The organism is Halomonas sp. MES3-P3E, assembly GCF_002836035.1.
GTDB lineage: Bacteria > Pseudomonadota > Gammaproteobacteria > Pseudomonadales > Halomonadaceae > Vreelandella > Vreelandella arctica.
This window is the reverse complement of the sequence record NZ_PJBT01000189.1, coordinates 1-12,375: the sequence shown is the minus strand read 5'-3', so window position 1 is coordinate 12,375 and position 12,375 is coordinate 1. Positions and strand designations below refer to the sequence as shown.

Sequence of the window (12,375 nt, the reverse complement as noted above, 5' to 3'; positions counted from 1 at the left end):
TTTGGTCAGTCCTCCAGCATCTTGTGGGTGATTTTGATTTTTCCTGTCACAACTCTGTGGGTCAGAGTGGGATTGATCCTGATCAGTAACAATGGACACCTCACCGTTTCATCCTGACAGCAATACAACTTGTAGCCGATGGATGTTTCTATGGTGAAGTTGACCTTATCGACGCGCCGACCTAACTTCCGTGACGCCTGATTATCTCGCGCATTTATAGCAACACCAATGTTTGGCCCCCACCAAGCAAGCTCCAGATTCGCCACTACTTCGCCTTTATCATTTACGAGATCGCTGGCATACCCGCTGCACGATACTGTGCTATAAGGCCCTCAACAGCTGGGTTAGCAAACTTGGCGATTGCATCCCAACCCGATCCTATCTTAACTTGAGCCTGCTCACGCCGTAGCCGAGATTCAGCGGGGTCGAGCATGCGAATGGCACCGGTCTACTCTTCCAGTTTGATAAGAAAACGCGCGCTTTTGCCGCTCACCAGTTCCGAAAGGCCCTCCACGGTGAGCACATAGCCGCCGTTGTCACTGGGCCTGCCCGAAGGACGATCCATTCGCAATCACGGATAACCACCCGCTCACCGAGGGCGTAAAGAGCTGACATTCCTGTTTCCTTGTTTCAACCAGAGGCGACAAAGAGATGCCAGGAGGGTGAGCAAAAGCTCCGACACCCCCCGTCGCACTATTTTTGTCATGCTAAATAGTGAGCAATCATTAATAATAATGAGGGTATCACTATGCTATAAGAAGAAATAGTCAATCCTATAAATACCTTACTAAACCATTAGTACTAGCTTAACCCAATCAAGCGACACTTAACGTCGCATGCATCTATCATCATCAGTCGACCACCCTGCCTTTAGGTTAAACACTCGATGCGTTCTCTGATCAGCCAACCCTTTACATCCACCTACCTTAGGGGGTTTTCAGGCTTTTTGCGGCGCATCTGGCCTAATAAGAAGCCACCCTGTGATCATCGCATTACATTTGATGTGTCCTCGTCGGTGGGTTATCCGATGGTAGTACGGCTTTCGCCCTGGCAATCTGCAACACCCTTTGCGTGGGTAAGCGAGGCGGAAGGTGAGCCGCTGGCATCAGGCGCTTTTTTAGAACCGCCCGGCATTGGCTGGCACACGCTGATGGATACCCACGGCGATGCCTTAACCCAAGGCATGCCAGAGGCACTTCGAGTTGCCATTAATGCGGTGCCCTTCCTGGGCGTCGCGCTGGCGCAAGTGGCTGGGCGTTTGAGCACGGCGTTAGAACTGGCAGCATCGTCGCCGCTTTTACTTCTACTGCTCGTCGATAAAGGTCTGCAGGCACAGTGGTCTGAACAGACACTCTCTGCTGTGCTTAGCGAAAAACAAGCCACGCTATGCGGCATGGTCGGCTTGCCAGGCACACAGGCCAGCGCCAAGCTGCTGCGTCGGTGCCAGCTCAGCCCTATGATTCAGCGGGAATTTATCGTGCTTAAACGCGCACTTCACGACCCATCAACAGCGCGGCTATTACGCCACCACCCAGCGCCTTACGTGCAGCAGCTTATTTTCTTAGCGAATTACCACGGTGAACGCTGGCCGGGCTTACTGTTGCTGATGGATGACGCGCTAACGTCTGGCCGTGGGAGTGCATGGCTGAAAGAGATGCTGAGCGATACTCAGCGCTTGGCCGAGGCTAATCTGGAGGCGCTGCATCGCGTAACGACGGTGAAAGGATTGCAAGCACTGCACGACCGACAAATAACACGTTTTAATACGCGCATGGGTATGGGGGATATGGTCCGTGATGCCTCTTTACTTGAGAAGCGCCATGGGCCGTATCCTTCACCGCCGTTGCCTAACCGTGGTGCCATTTCGGCCATCACATCGTGGAAAGGCTTGCTGCTCGAAGGAAAGCGGATGCATCACTGTGTGGGCAGCTACGACCACCCCGTTGCGCGGGGCCATGTCGCGATTTATCACCTGCATATACCGGAACCGGTCACGATTGCCATCGCGCCTCAGGGCCACCAGTGGGGACTAAGCCAAGCACGCGGCGTACGAAATACCACGCCGTCGCTGGAAGCACAGCAAGTGATACATCGATGGCTGGCTGCGCAAGCAGACGCTTAGCCTTCGTCACTCTCTTCACCGCCCTCTTTTTAATGCGATGTTAGTGAATGCGGCATTAGTTGTCGCAGCACTGCCGTAGCGTACTACTTTCTTCACTCAGGGAAGGCAGGCTATGGATATACAGACGTGCTCATCAACTGCTTCAGCGACAGCCCAACAAGAACTCGCCAAGTGGCAAGCGGATCGGGACGTCTGGGCTAACACACTCCCTATCATGAATTTTTTAAGCCCGTTTTTAACCCTAACGCCGGTCGTATCACCATCGTTTGATGGCGCGAGCACCGATGGTCGGTATCTTTATTTTTGCCCCCGCTATAGCGCTACTCTCTGCGATGAATCACGCCGCTTTTTACAAGCACATTTAATCTGGCACTGTGTTGCAGGCCACTTAACGGCACCACTGGTCGCTAACCACCACCGCTGGCACCTCGCCTGTGATCACGAGGTGAACGCACTGTTGCTTGAGCTGGGTATCACGCTCCCGTTTGATGCGTTGCTGTTTCCCGTCTGCGTTGGGCGAAGCGCGCGGAAGGTATATCGGTGGCTTGAAGGGCACCCCAATACATCTTTAGAGAAAACGGCCGACATACACCCCGCCGCGCTCTGGGCGCATCTGCCTAATACGACACCTGAACATAGCATCGTGACGCTATGGCGTCACCGTGCTCATTTGCTCGCTCGGGAGACGGATACACTGCCCGAGAGAGTCGCTAAGTTTTGTGAGGCACGGTAGACTCTTTCGTTTTCATCATTAATCCTCGGAGTGGCGTCACTATGTCCGATGCGCGCGATACGCTTTTTCGCTATTTGACGCTACTGCAGCTCATTCCTCGCTCCCCAGGGCGCATTTCTACCCCGGTGCTAAAAGAGAAACTCGCGGAACGCGGTTTTCATATTGATACGCGGTCGTTACAGCGTGATTTAGGTCAAAAACTCTCAACGCAATTTCCGATTGGCTGCGACGATAGCCAAAAACCTTACCGTTGGTATTTTGATCGTGCGTTCCAGTGCCACTTACCGGCACTGGACGTGCCGAGTGCGTTAACGCTGGTGCTTGCCGAGGAGTACCTTAAAGGACTGCTCCCCCCGGTGGTGGTGGGTCAGTTAATGCCCCACTTTAACGATGCACGGCAGTTACTAGACGGCATGGCGTCTAACGGCCTGAGTAAATGGGCCCGCTGCGTGCGCGCGATTCCTAATGGCAAAGCGTTAATTCCCGCCGAGCTAGATGAAGCTATCTGGCAGACGGTCGCTGAGGCATTGCTGGAACAAAAAGCAATCGACGTGATGTATTTATCACGCACCTCTGAAACAGAAAAACCGTTAACGCTTCATCCCCAGGGGATTGTTAGCCGCCATAGCGCTACTTATTTACTGGCACACGTCGATGGGTTTGAGGATCTCCGCCAGTTTGCCCTGCACCGGGTGAAACACGCGGCGTTCAGCCAGCGCGCTTGGCAAGCCCGTGACGATTTCGATATTGATCGCTATATCCAAAGCGGTGCGTTTGGCTATCGCCAAGGTCCAGACAATGTGGTGTTAGAGGCAGAGATCGCACGCCCGGTCGCTTGGTTATTGCAAGAAACACCGCTGTCAGAGCAACAAACGATTGACGCCTTGCCGGACAGCCAGTGGTATCGCCTGACCGCCCAGGTGCCCGATGATCAGCAAACCCTCTGGTGGCTGATGGGCATGAGCACCAATGTCAAAGTGCTTGCACCAAGTGCGTGGCGAGAGACCCTAAAGGCGAATGCGGCCCAGGTACTGGCACATTACCAGGACACCCCGGACACCTGCGATACGCACTAAACACGGGCTGTTAATAACCACGTCACGTTAAGGAGAACGACATGCTCTGCTTTGCTTATGGATCCAATATGTCAACGCAGCGCTTAGCCGCACGGATTCCGGCACGCTTTGTGACTACCGCCCTGCTACCTGCGTATCGGTTAGCGTTTCATCAGCGTAGTGGGGACGGCTCGGGCAAGTGCGATATTGTGCCCGCCTCAGAGCAGTCCGCGGTATATGGGGTTATTTGGGAGGTTGCTTCTCATCATAAGCCCACCCTCGATCGTTACGAGGGGCTTGGGGTGGCCTACAACGAAACCTGGCTGATGGTCACGGACCTTGCCAGTGACCGTCAGTTTGAGGTGCAGGCGTATGTGGGCAACGTCACCGCCCTAGGGCTTCGTCCATATACATGGTACAAGCACCATGTGCTGGCCGGTGCACGTGAACATGGATTACCCGCCTACTATATTCGTGCGCTGGAACGCATTGAGGCCCACCACGATCACGATGCCGAACGCCACGCGCTCGAAATGGCGTTGCATGGTCACGCTGAACCATTAGTGCGGGGGGTATGATGGACAATAATGCGCGCTTAATCGCTTTTTATCGTGGGGAAGGCCACGATCATAAAGGGCGTCTACTTGAAGAGATCTGGTCACTCTCGCCTTTCTGGCTAGAGCATACCCACGACTACATTCAGTGGCTGTTCCCTATCCCTGAGGCAGGACGGTTTAACGGCTTTGCGCCCCTTTTAACGCCTACTGTCAAAACAGCCTTTGAGGGTAGCGACATTATGCGCCAGCACCAGCAGCGCTCGCTGGAGGTTATGCTCGATTTTTTTGGCCTCACTCGGGAAGAGAATGGCATCGTCGCTCAACCAACCCTGGCGATGCCAACACACATCTGGCTGAAAGCCGGTGGCCATAACCATTTACGAATCTCACGTATCATTCGGTCGTTAGTCTTGTGCCATCAGCCAGACCTTGCCCGCGCCTTTCAGCAAGCGGTCATGGAGATCGGCATCAAGCAGGGGGTGGTATCCGACACGTCAATCCAGTTTTGGCGGGAGGCAATACCATGCACATGACCACATGTGTAGATTGATACGCCGTTGCACGAACAACTTGGAATCCGTGAAACGGCTCCTGAGCCACACGAAGCTGGAAAGCACTGCAAGATATCTTGGGATTGAAGTAGATAATGCGCTGGCAATGGCAATGGCAATGGCAATGGCAATGGCAATGGCAATGGCAATGGCAGAAGTTTGAGGCACACTAACAGCATGCGATGCAAGGCCATCGTTTACGGCCTCAAATAAACCGCACCCCGGAATAATCGGTTCATTTCATGTGCGCAACAAAAGTCGCTCATTGACGCATTAACTTACCGACACGCTATTAATTTATAAAGGTTATTTATGAGTTTTGCATTCGATGATAAAGGAAAAGGAGCAGCACAAGCCTATTGGAATGCTCTTTCACGGTTGAAAGAAGTCTGGATGGATGTGTTCGGCACGGAACTGTACATTGAGCAAAGTAAAGCCAAAGATGCGTTCCAAGAAGCTGTTGCGAAAGTTAGTAATGCGCTAGCTAACAACCCAAAAAACACTAAAGACTTCAGCGAATATGGGGACATTCAACATCCTGAAGATCCCAACTGTCTCGCTCAGGCTCTGCTTAAAGCGGCCGACATTGATAATTTAAGCCCCAATTTTTTGATAGGCATTATGCTTGAAAGGCTTTCTGAACTAAGCCTCAATGAGATCTCTGAGATCGAGCTACGTTACTTCTTGAGAGATGTCCTTGATGACGCCTTTGAAGGGTTGGGCACACGTCGACCAAATGTTGGTGCCAACCGGCATTGGCCGCGATTAAGGCAGTATCTAAGAGAAATTGAAGAAGTTTATATCGGCCATACTCGCGCACAACCCAGCATAATGCTACGGAATACGCGTGGCGGGCGTATGGCCCTGAATCCCCGTGACCCAAGGCGACTCACACTGCTGATTGACCCAGAGTGTTTCTAATTATTGGTATTAAGATTTAATGATTGAATCGTGCCGTGTTGGCTTGGCGCCTTGAGTTATAAAATATTTCAATATAATTGAACACGTCGCGCCTAGCCTCCTCACGGGGCCGACTGAAACGCCTGCCCCACGCTTGCTCAGATTTAAGCGCACACCGGGGGGTTAAGGTAATACTCCTCTGATAACGAAAGGCCATCCAGTCTCCTTGGAGGTGCTTACTTAACGATTCACACGTCGATTATCACGCGTACACAGTACCACCGCGCTTCCTCTTCTTCGCGGCGTCGAATCACTGCTTGCATTGCTGCCTCAGAAGAGGCGTAGCGAGATTGAGGCGTGCCATAGCTGTATTGGGCACTTCGCTTTTTGCGTGTGCCGTCTGGGGTTAGCTCGTACCAGGCCGCCGTCCATATCGTGGTGCCACAAGGACGTTCATAGTGATACACCCCAATTATTGGCCCGGCAGGCCGTTGACGATGGCGCGCCACAGAGCATGCCTCGACCAACAGTAGCTCTCGCCAGCACTTATGACCCCATATTTCCACCCCACTTGGCTAGCGCGGTCACTTACGGTAATGAAAATTCGCAATCGTATGAAGCATGTATGCAGCAAGCTGTTAGCACTGTCGATATGGTTACCTGCATATCAAACGAATATGAGCGTCAAGACCAGAGGCTCAATGACAACTACCAGCAGCTTTGTAGCCAGTTGAGCAGTGAACGGCGCGACCAGTTGCTTACCGCCCAACGCGCATGGATTACATACAAGGAAGCCAACTGCGGTTTCTATGCTGACCCGGAAGGAGGAACAATGGCGCGCATCAACGCCAATTCATGCTTGCTCAGCGAAACCACCAAGCGAGCAGATGAGTTGAAAAACCTGATGCAACCCTATTAGTCAGGCTAACAGGCATGATGACCTTTATTACAGCACTGACGATAAACTAGCGCTTATAAGCTGTACTGAAGTACTAGATCATCAAATAAAAGAACCGCACTAAGCACGAGGTAGGTATCCGAGCAGATCAAGAACTCGCGGCTATTGAGCTGAGATTATCAGCGCTTGAGAAGGAAAAGGCTGCCCTTCTTTCCCGGAAGAGCGAGCTGCATCATGCTGCGCCCCGACCTCCAGTACCGCAGCTAACCCCCGATCAAAAAACCAAACTGTTCCGGAAGCTTTTTCGTGGCAGGCAGGATGTCTATGCGCTTCGCTGGCAGAATTCCGGTGGCCGTTCCGGCTATGCCGTCGCCTGTGTCAACGAATGGGTTCCAGGGCTCTGTCAGAAACCCCAGATCAAGTGCGGAGAATGTCCCCACAGAAAATTCAAACCCCTAGACTTTAGTGCAGTATACGACCATCTGTCGGGCAAGCAGGTGGTTGGCCTTTACCCTTTACTACCGGATAGCTCCTGCTATTTATTGGCAGTAGATTTTGATAAAGAGAACTGGAAAGCAGATGTCCGTGCGCTAGCTCAGGCTTGTCGTGATGAAGATATCCCTTATCTTGTTGAGATCTCCCGGTCTGGAGCGGGAGCCCATCTGTGGATATTCTTTTCGGAAGCCGTTCCGGCTTGGGCAGCGAGGACGTTGGGGTTCAAGTTGCTGGATAAAGCCATGGACCACCATCCGGGCTTGTCCTTCAATTCCTATGACCGGTTATTCCCCAATCAGGACACGATGCCCGCTGGTGGATTTGGCAATTTGATTGCTCTTCCGCTCCAATACCAGGCGCGAAATCGCGGATGTACAGTATTCGTCGACGATGTCTTGATTCCTTATCCGGATCAATGGGCATTGCTCAGTCGGCACAAGCCTCTTTCACCGGCTCAGCTCGGAGAAAAGGTCGGCAGGGAGCCTGATTCCGATGCTACCGCAGACGTTACAATGCCGTGGGAGCAAGCGTTACCAGTTGAGACAGAGAAAATTATCGGTTGTCCTGAAACCATCACGCTCATACTGGCCAATCATATTTATATGAAGTTGTCAGACATACCGGGGACGCTGGCTGCACGAATTAAGCGCATGGCGAGCTTTGCCAACCCCGTATTTTTCAAAACACAGGCACTGCGTTTCTCAACGCATGGTATTCCTCGCTATATATCCTGTGCCCGAATCGAGCAAGGTTATCTCTCGGTACCAAGAGGCTGTTTTGATGAGCTCCAGGCATTGTTGCTGGGTCAGGGAATAACGTTAGCAATCGATGACCGCAGAATGCCAGGCCAGATTCTAAATGGCATCAGCCTGAAAGCAACGCTGCGTGATGATCAGAATAGGACGGTGGAGGTACTTGCCGAGCATGATACCGGAATACTTCATGCGCCGACCGCGTTTGGTAAAACCGTAACGGCCATTGGCCTTGTAGCCAAGCGGCAGGTCAACACCTTAATCCTCACTCACAATCGCCAGTTATTAGATCAGTGGAAGGAGCGCCTGGAAACATTTATGGAGGGCGTCTCCGTGGGTGTGATAGGCGGTGGGAAAAAGAAACCTACCGGTCAGATCGACGTTGCCACCTACCAGAGTCTGATCAATAAGAAAGACAATACGGTCTCCGACCTGGTTAGTGAATACGGCCAGATCATCATCGATGAATGCCACCATATCTCAGCCCCTCGCTACGAGATGCTTCTTAATGAAGTCAGCGCTCGCTACGTCGTCGGCCTGACCGCAACGCCTGACCGCCAAGATGGGCACCAAAAGATCATGCTGATGGTTGCGGGGCCCGTTCGTCACAAAGTTCGTGCGGAACATAGCTCCCGGTTTGTTCAGCGCGTCATCGTTCGGGAGCGTCATGAAATTCCACCTGCCGATATTTGTCAGTCTCGTGAACGCCCTCATATAGCCTCAGTTTACCGCTGGCTTGCACAGAACAACGCCCGGAATCAGGACATTGTTCAGGATGTAGCAAGCTGCGTGAACAACCAGGCAAACTGCCTTCTACTGACGGAACGACGAGAGCACGCCGAGACACTGGCAGCACTGTTGGCCGCTGAATCCATAACGTCGGTTGTGTTGCGTGGAGGGATGCGTGTCAGAGAACGTCAGGCAGCGGAAGCGCAGTTACATAAGGTCCAGGTTATCGTTGCAACCGGCAAATACATCGGAGAAGGTTTTGACTTGCCTCGGTTAGATACGTTGTTTTTAGCCCTGCCCATCGCCTGGAAAGGAACGCTGTCGCAGTACGCTGGCAGGATCCACCGAGCCGTTGAAGGCAAGCAGGAAGTCACTGTCTATGACTACCTTGATACTGGACTGCCAATGCTTGAACTCATGTACCGAAAACGAGAGAAAGGCTACAAAGCCATGGGGTACCAGTTTACCGCTTCAGGGCAAACCAAGCTGCTTTAGACGTTGAGAGCACAACTAATCAAGCGATGCCTTGGTGACGCTCTTTCTGAGCCCAGCTTTCAAGATTTTCTGCCAGCACCCCTTTATTCCCCATCAGACTGTTGGCGAGTTACTGCTTGAACATTTCGTCAGGGTTGCTAGCAAACAGTATATCGCGTGACCAGACTTTCAGTTGGTCATGATCAGCTTGTTCGATCCGATTCTCCACCCAGTGCGGGACTTCACCAAATTTGAAGCTAAGCTGAGCCCGAAGATTATCGCGAGCTTCATCGAGACGGCCTTCAGAACCGCTCCTGTTGAGCCCAGTTCTCTAAGTTCTCTGCCAACATATCTTTATCCTCCACCAAGCTATTGAGCTGATCCAGATTGATTTCAGCTCCAAGCCACTGCAGATAGCGCTTCAGTCAGCGGGTGATAACCAATAAACCCGATCGCCTGAATGATTGCCCACAGGCGACCGTAAACCTTGGTTCAATGACCTTCTGCTTGAGTTGCTCGCAATAAAAATACGCCACGTGGTGCATCATATTGCGATCCACTGATGGCTAATGCTCAAACACGGCACGCTGAGCTGGTCACTCTCAGGCAGCAACCTCTTTCTCGTCTTCAATCTCTAGTTCGAGATGGAAGTGAGCCGGCCCTGTCAGGTTGACCAAGGCATCAAGGCTGAACTTGTTAATGCGACCGTTCAGCAGATCATTGAGGCGCGGCTGAGTAATTCCTAATCGGTCGGCTGCTTCTTTCTGAGTAATGTTCCACTCCCTGACACGGCCAGCAATTTTTGCCATGAGCTCGGAACGGAGCCTCATATTCAACGCCTCCTCAGGCGTATCCTCAATGGCATCCCACACACTGTTGTAATATTCGATGGCCATTATCTCACCTCACTTAGTAGCTGGACTCAGGGCAGCTCTTTGTATCGCTGTTTGCCCAAATTGATGTCTTTTTGGGACGTCTTATGGGTTTTCTTCTGGAAGCAGTGGAGAATAAATACCACATCATCTCGGTTGGCCACGTAAAAAACCCGAAAGGCACCGTTATTTTCTCGAACACGGATTTCCATCACACCAGAGCCAACGCTTGGCATCGGACGAAAATCGTCTGACTGACCTCCAGACTGAATTTTGTCTATCTGAAACCCCGCTTCTCTCTTGGCATCCAGAGGGAAGTCGCGCAGCCTATCCTTAGAGTCTCCGACGAATGCAACAGGTTTCTTGCGCGCCACGCTGACTCCTCAATTTTCATAATGCTTATATCAATACCGATATAATAGACTCATAAATCAAATGGCTCAAGCTTGATGTCGAAAACTACGAGGTGCCAATGCTCCATTAGGTTCCGTTTATCCATGAATCACGTCTATCGTTAGCCTTGGTCTTACCCAGCAACAGTGGCGACATCAGACCGCCCGACGAGGGAAAGCCGCGAGTTGTTTCATGCCACACAAGGACTTCGACAGCTGTGGCTGTAAGGGTTACGCCTACCATAAAGCCGACGTCATGCTCCTCGACCTTTCTCCCAAAGCCAACTGTTAACTTACACTAACGGAAACATCGCAAATAGAAGCCGAAGCAAAACTCAGCACCGGCTGATGGCCACTGTCGACCAGTTCAATCGTGAGTTAGGACAAGGGACAATACAGCTAGGGTTGCCACGGGCAGGCAACGCCTGGACATTACGTTCTGAACACCGGACTCCGAGCTACACCACTCGATGGGAAGAGCTGCCGCATGTACGCTAATCACGCGTACGGAAGCTATAGTTGCTAAATTAGGAAATAGCATTAAAAACTGCGTTTATTTAACCTTTCGAGCACATGTAGTAGCTGATAAATTATTTTTGCGCACATATAGTAGCAAATAAGAAGGAGTCGGTAGTACATCTCACTACACAATATAAATTTTTCTTAGCATAGAGCCTAAACCTTTCGATCCTAAAGTATTGAGGAACAACATGCCCAAAGAACAAAAGAAAACGCATTTTCAGTATCCTGAAAACCTCATCATAAAAGTAGTTTCTTTAGAAGATGCTATAAAGCTTCAATATATCAACGGCATCGAATGCACCCCAGAAAATCTAGCAAATACTGAAATAAAAGATTTCACTTACCACTTACAAAGTATTTTAACTAAGTACATCGAAGATCTATCACCTGACACCGAAGACCGCATTGAAAATAAATTTTTCATAGAAACAGAAGGCGAGCATAAAAACAAATATATTGGCATGCTGTTTTTAGAAAACCAACCCCATCAAGAAGCGCTCACACATAAGCTTGCCCTCTTAGCTTACAAAATAACGTACTCCGTTATCACGCAAAAAGATATTTTAAGCGTCACCTATACCGATCAAAAATCATCAGACGACAAAGCATTTATTACAGAACACTCTGAAAAATTCATTAACAAAAAAAATGCACGATCTATTAAGCATCCGTTTACCGTATCACCTGAAATAGATAACAAAACACAACCAAAAGTGGAACTCCTAGTTAGCGGTCAGTATTGTGCACCAACGTTTTCAACACATAAACCGACGCCAATGGAAGGGTATGCTGTACCAGCAGGATATGATGAATACGACAACACAATTTCTCTTTACAGCATCGATTCAACTAATAAAATATCAAGCAAACCTTTCACGCTAATCTGCAACCATGCTGATCATATAATGACATTAGCCTGTGCAAAAGTTAATAACGACATTCTATACTATACCGGCGATCGTTTTGAAAACCCCAAAGGCCCCAACAAACAAAAGACATATGTGTTGTCTACTCTTTCTATTGCGAGCGATGACAATCCTTACGAAACCTTTCAGCTGCAATCTAGCTAACGCCAAACTACCTTTTATTCATATACAAATAAGTGGCAGTCACTATGTAAGCGACTGCCAACTCATACCGATTTCTAACAATATCGCGTTCATTTTTACCTAGTAGTAGCCCGGCATACTGCTGATACTTCATCTCTCTACCGCCCTTTACAACTTCAAACATATCTAGCTGAACACCCGTATCACTTATCTCTTTCAACCCATACGAGTGCAGCATTCGCTTTACGTCATCGCTGCAGTTTTTTCCAACAAT

At 50.4% G+C, this 12,375-nt stretch carries 15 protein-coding genes and 1 pseudogene; 10 read left to right on the top strand and 6 right to left on the bottom strand.

Annotated features, from left to right (window positions below):
• Nucleotides 1-5: 5 nt before the first annotated feature.
• Nucleotides 6-266: a hypothetical protein gene (locus CXF87_RS17975; RefSeq protein ID WP_101147627.1), complete on the bottom strand. Its 261-nt coding sequence runs from the start codon at nucleotides 264-266 to the stop codon at nucleotides 6-8.
• Nucleotides 267-1,027: 761 nt separating this feature from the next.
• Here CXF87_RS17975 and CXF87_RS17970 point away from each other — a divergent pair.
• The 6 genes from CXF87_RS17970 (at nucleotide 1,028) to CXF87_RS17945 (ending at nucleotide 5,939) form a co-directional block, all read left to right on the top strand.
• Entirely contained in the window at nucleotides 1,028-2,122 is a 1,095-nt protein-coding gene (locus CXF87_RS17970; RefSeq protein ID WP_157826568.1) for a PcfJ domain-containing protein, read from the top strand.
• A 112-nt stretch (nucleotides 2,123-2,234) separates the two neighbouring features.
• The gene (locus CXF87_RS17965; RefSeq protein ID WP_101147625.1) at nucleotides 2,235-2,855 is read left to right on the top strand and encodes a DUF2201 family putative metallopeptidase; all 621 of its coding nucleotides are present in this window, start codon (nucleotides 2,235-2,237) and stop codon (nucleotides 2,853-2,855) included.
• Nucleotides 2,856-2,896: 41 nt separating this feature from the next.
• Complete coding sequence (locus CXF87_RS17960) at nucleotides 2,897-3,931, top strand: helix-turn-helix transcriptional regulator (protein WP_101147624.1); 1,035 nt, start codon at nucleotides 2,897-2,899, stop codon at nucleotides 3,929-3,931.
• A gap of 41 nt (nucleotides 3,932-3,972) precedes the next feature.
• Nucleotides 3,973-4,488: a gamma-glutamylcyclotransferase family protein gene (locus CXF87_RS17955; protein ID WP_071695207.1), complete on the top strand. Its 516-nt coding sequence runs from the start codon at nucleotides 3,973-3,975 to the stop codon at nucleotides 4,486-4,488.
• Nucleotides 4,485-5,000, top strand: a complete 516-nt coding sequence (locus tag CXF87_RS17950) for an opioid growth factor receptor-related protein (protein WP_232774954.1) — start codon at nucleotides 4,485-4,487, stop codon at nucleotides 4,998-5,000. Before CXF87_RS17955 ends, CXF87_RS17950 begins: the two co-directional genes overlap by 4 nt.
• 330 nt (nucleotides 5,001-5,330) lie before the next feature.
• Entirely contained in the window at nucleotides 5,331-5,939 is a 609-nt protein-coding gene (locus CXF87_RS17945; protein WP_101147623.1) for a hypothetical protein, read from the top strand.
• A gap of 9 nt (nucleotides 5,940-5,948) precedes the next feature.
• Here CXF87_RS17945 and CXF87_RS22455 read toward each other — a convergent pair.
• Nucleotides 5,949-6,098: pseudogene (locus CXF87_RS22455) on the bottom strand (DUF4236 domain-containing protein); the annotation flags it as partial.
• 68 nt (nucleotides 6,099-6,166) lie between these two features.
• Nucleotides 6,167-6,427, bottom strand: coding sequence for a hypothetical protein (locus CXF87_RS21685; RefSeq protein WP_157826566.1), 261 nt, complete (start codon nucleotides 6,425-6,427; stop codon nucleotides 6,167-6,169).
• 116 nt (nucleotides 6,428-6,543) lie between these two features.
• Here CXF87_RS21685 and CXF87_RS17940 point away from each other — a divergent pair, with 116 nt between their 5' ends.
• Together CXF87_RS17940 and CXF87_RS17935 are read left to right on the top strand one after the other, a co-directional pair.
• Nucleotides 6,544-6,837 (top strand): lysozyme inhibitor LprI family protein, encoded by a 294-nt coding sequence (locus CXF87_RS17940; protein ID WP_157826565.1) that lies wholly within the window; start codon nucleotides 6,544-6,546, stop codon nucleotides 6,835-6,837.
• Nucleotides 6,838-6,953: 116 nt separating this feature from the next.
• The gene (locus CXF87_RS17935; RefSeq protein ID WP_101147621.1) at nucleotides 6,954-9,287 is read left to right on the top strand and encodes a TOTE conflict system archaeo-eukaryotic primase domain-containing protein; all 2,334 of its coding nucleotides are present in this window, start codon (nucleotides 6,954-6,956) and stop codon (nucleotides 9,285-9,287) included.
• Nucleotides 9,288-9,868: 581 nt separating this feature from the next.
• Here the strand turns inward: CXF87_RS17935 and CXF87_RS17930 are convergent.
• Nucleotides 9,869-10,162 carry a helix-turn-helix domain-containing protein gene (locus CXF87_RS17930; protein WP_008958885.1) on the bottom strand — a complete coding sequence of 98 codons (294 nt, stop codon included), beginning with the start codon at nucleotides 10,160-10,162 and terminating at the stop codon, nucleotides 9,869-9,871.
• 26 nt (nucleotides 10,163-10,188) lie between these two features.
• Complete coding sequence (locus CXF87_RS17925; protein ID WP_101147620.1) at nucleotides 10,189-10,512, bottom strand: type II toxin-antitoxin system RelE/ParE family toxin; 324 nt, start codon at nucleotides 10,510-10,512, stop codon at nucleotides 10,189-10,191.
• Between the two features lie 366 nt (nucleotides 10,513-10,878).
• Here CXF87_RS17925 and CXF87_RS17920 point away from each other — a divergent pair, with 366 nt between their 5' ends.
• Together CXF87_RS17920 and CXF87_RS17915 are read left to right on the top strand one after the other, a co-directional pair.
• Nucleotides 10,879-11,028 (top strand): DUF4113 domain-containing protein, encoded by a 150-nt coding sequence (locus CXF87_RS17920; protein ID WP_101147619.1) that lies wholly within the window; start codon nucleotides 10,879-10,881, stop codon nucleotides 11,026-11,028.
• A gap of 212 nt (nucleotides 11,029-11,240) precedes the next feature.
• Nucleotides 11,241-12,122: a hypothetical protein gene (locus CXF87_RS17915; protein ID WP_101147618.1), complete on the top strand. Its 882-nt coding sequence runs from the start codon at nucleotides 11,241-11,243 to the stop codon at nucleotides 12,120-12,122.
• A 7-nt stretch (nucleotides 12,123-12,129) separates the two neighbouring features.
• Here CXF87_RS17915 and CXF87_RS22170 read toward each other — a convergent pair.
• On the bottom strand, nucleotides 12,130-12,375 hold a 246-nt coding region (locus CXF87_RS22170; protein ID WP_232774952.1), incomplete at its 5' end, for a hypothetical protein.

Excerpts from the sequence above, each read along its gene's own strand:
- CXF87_RS17915 (WP_101147618.1), top strand. The coding sequence starts at position 11,241 with ATGCCCAAAGAACAAAAGAAAACGCATTTTCAGTATCCTGAAAACCTC.
- CXF87_RS17960 (WP_101147624.1), top strand. The coding sequence starts at position 2,897 with ATGTCCGATGCGCGCGATACGCTTTTTCGCTATTTGACGCTACTGCAG.
- CXF87_RS17920 (WP_101147619.1), top strand. The coding sequence starts at position 10,879 with ATGGCCACTGTCGACCAGTTCAATCGTGAGTTAGGACAAGGGACAATA.
- CXF87_RS17955 (WP_071695207.1), top strand. The coding sequence starts at position 3,973 with ATGCTCTGCTTTGCTTATGGATCCAATATGTCAACGCAGCGCTTAGCC.
- CXF87_RS17970 (WP_157826568.1), top strand. The coding sequence starts at position 1,028 with ATGGTAGTACGGCTTTCGCCCTGGCAATCTGCAACACCCTTTGCGTGG.
- CXF87_RS17930 (WP_008958885.1), bottom strand. The coding sequence starts at position 10,162 with ATGGCCATCGAATATTACAACAGTGTGTGGGATGCCATTGAGGATACG.
- CXF87_RS17945 (WP_101147623.1), top strand. The coding sequence starts at position 5,331 with ATGAGTTTTGCATTCGATGATAAAGGAAAAGGAGCAGCACAAGCCTAT.
- CXF87_RS17940 (WP_157826565.1), top strand. The coding sequence starts at position 6,544 with ATGCAGCAAGCTGTTAGCACTGTCGATATGGTTACCTGCATATCAAAC.
- CXF87_RS17950 (WP_232774954.1), top strand. The coding sequence starts at position 4,485 with ATGATGGACAATAATGCGCGCTTAATCGCTTTTTATCGTGGGGAAGGC.
- CXF87_RS17965 (WP_101147625.1), top strand. The coding sequence starts at position 2,235 with ATGGATATACAGACGTGCTCATCAACTGCTTCAGCGACAGCCCAACAA.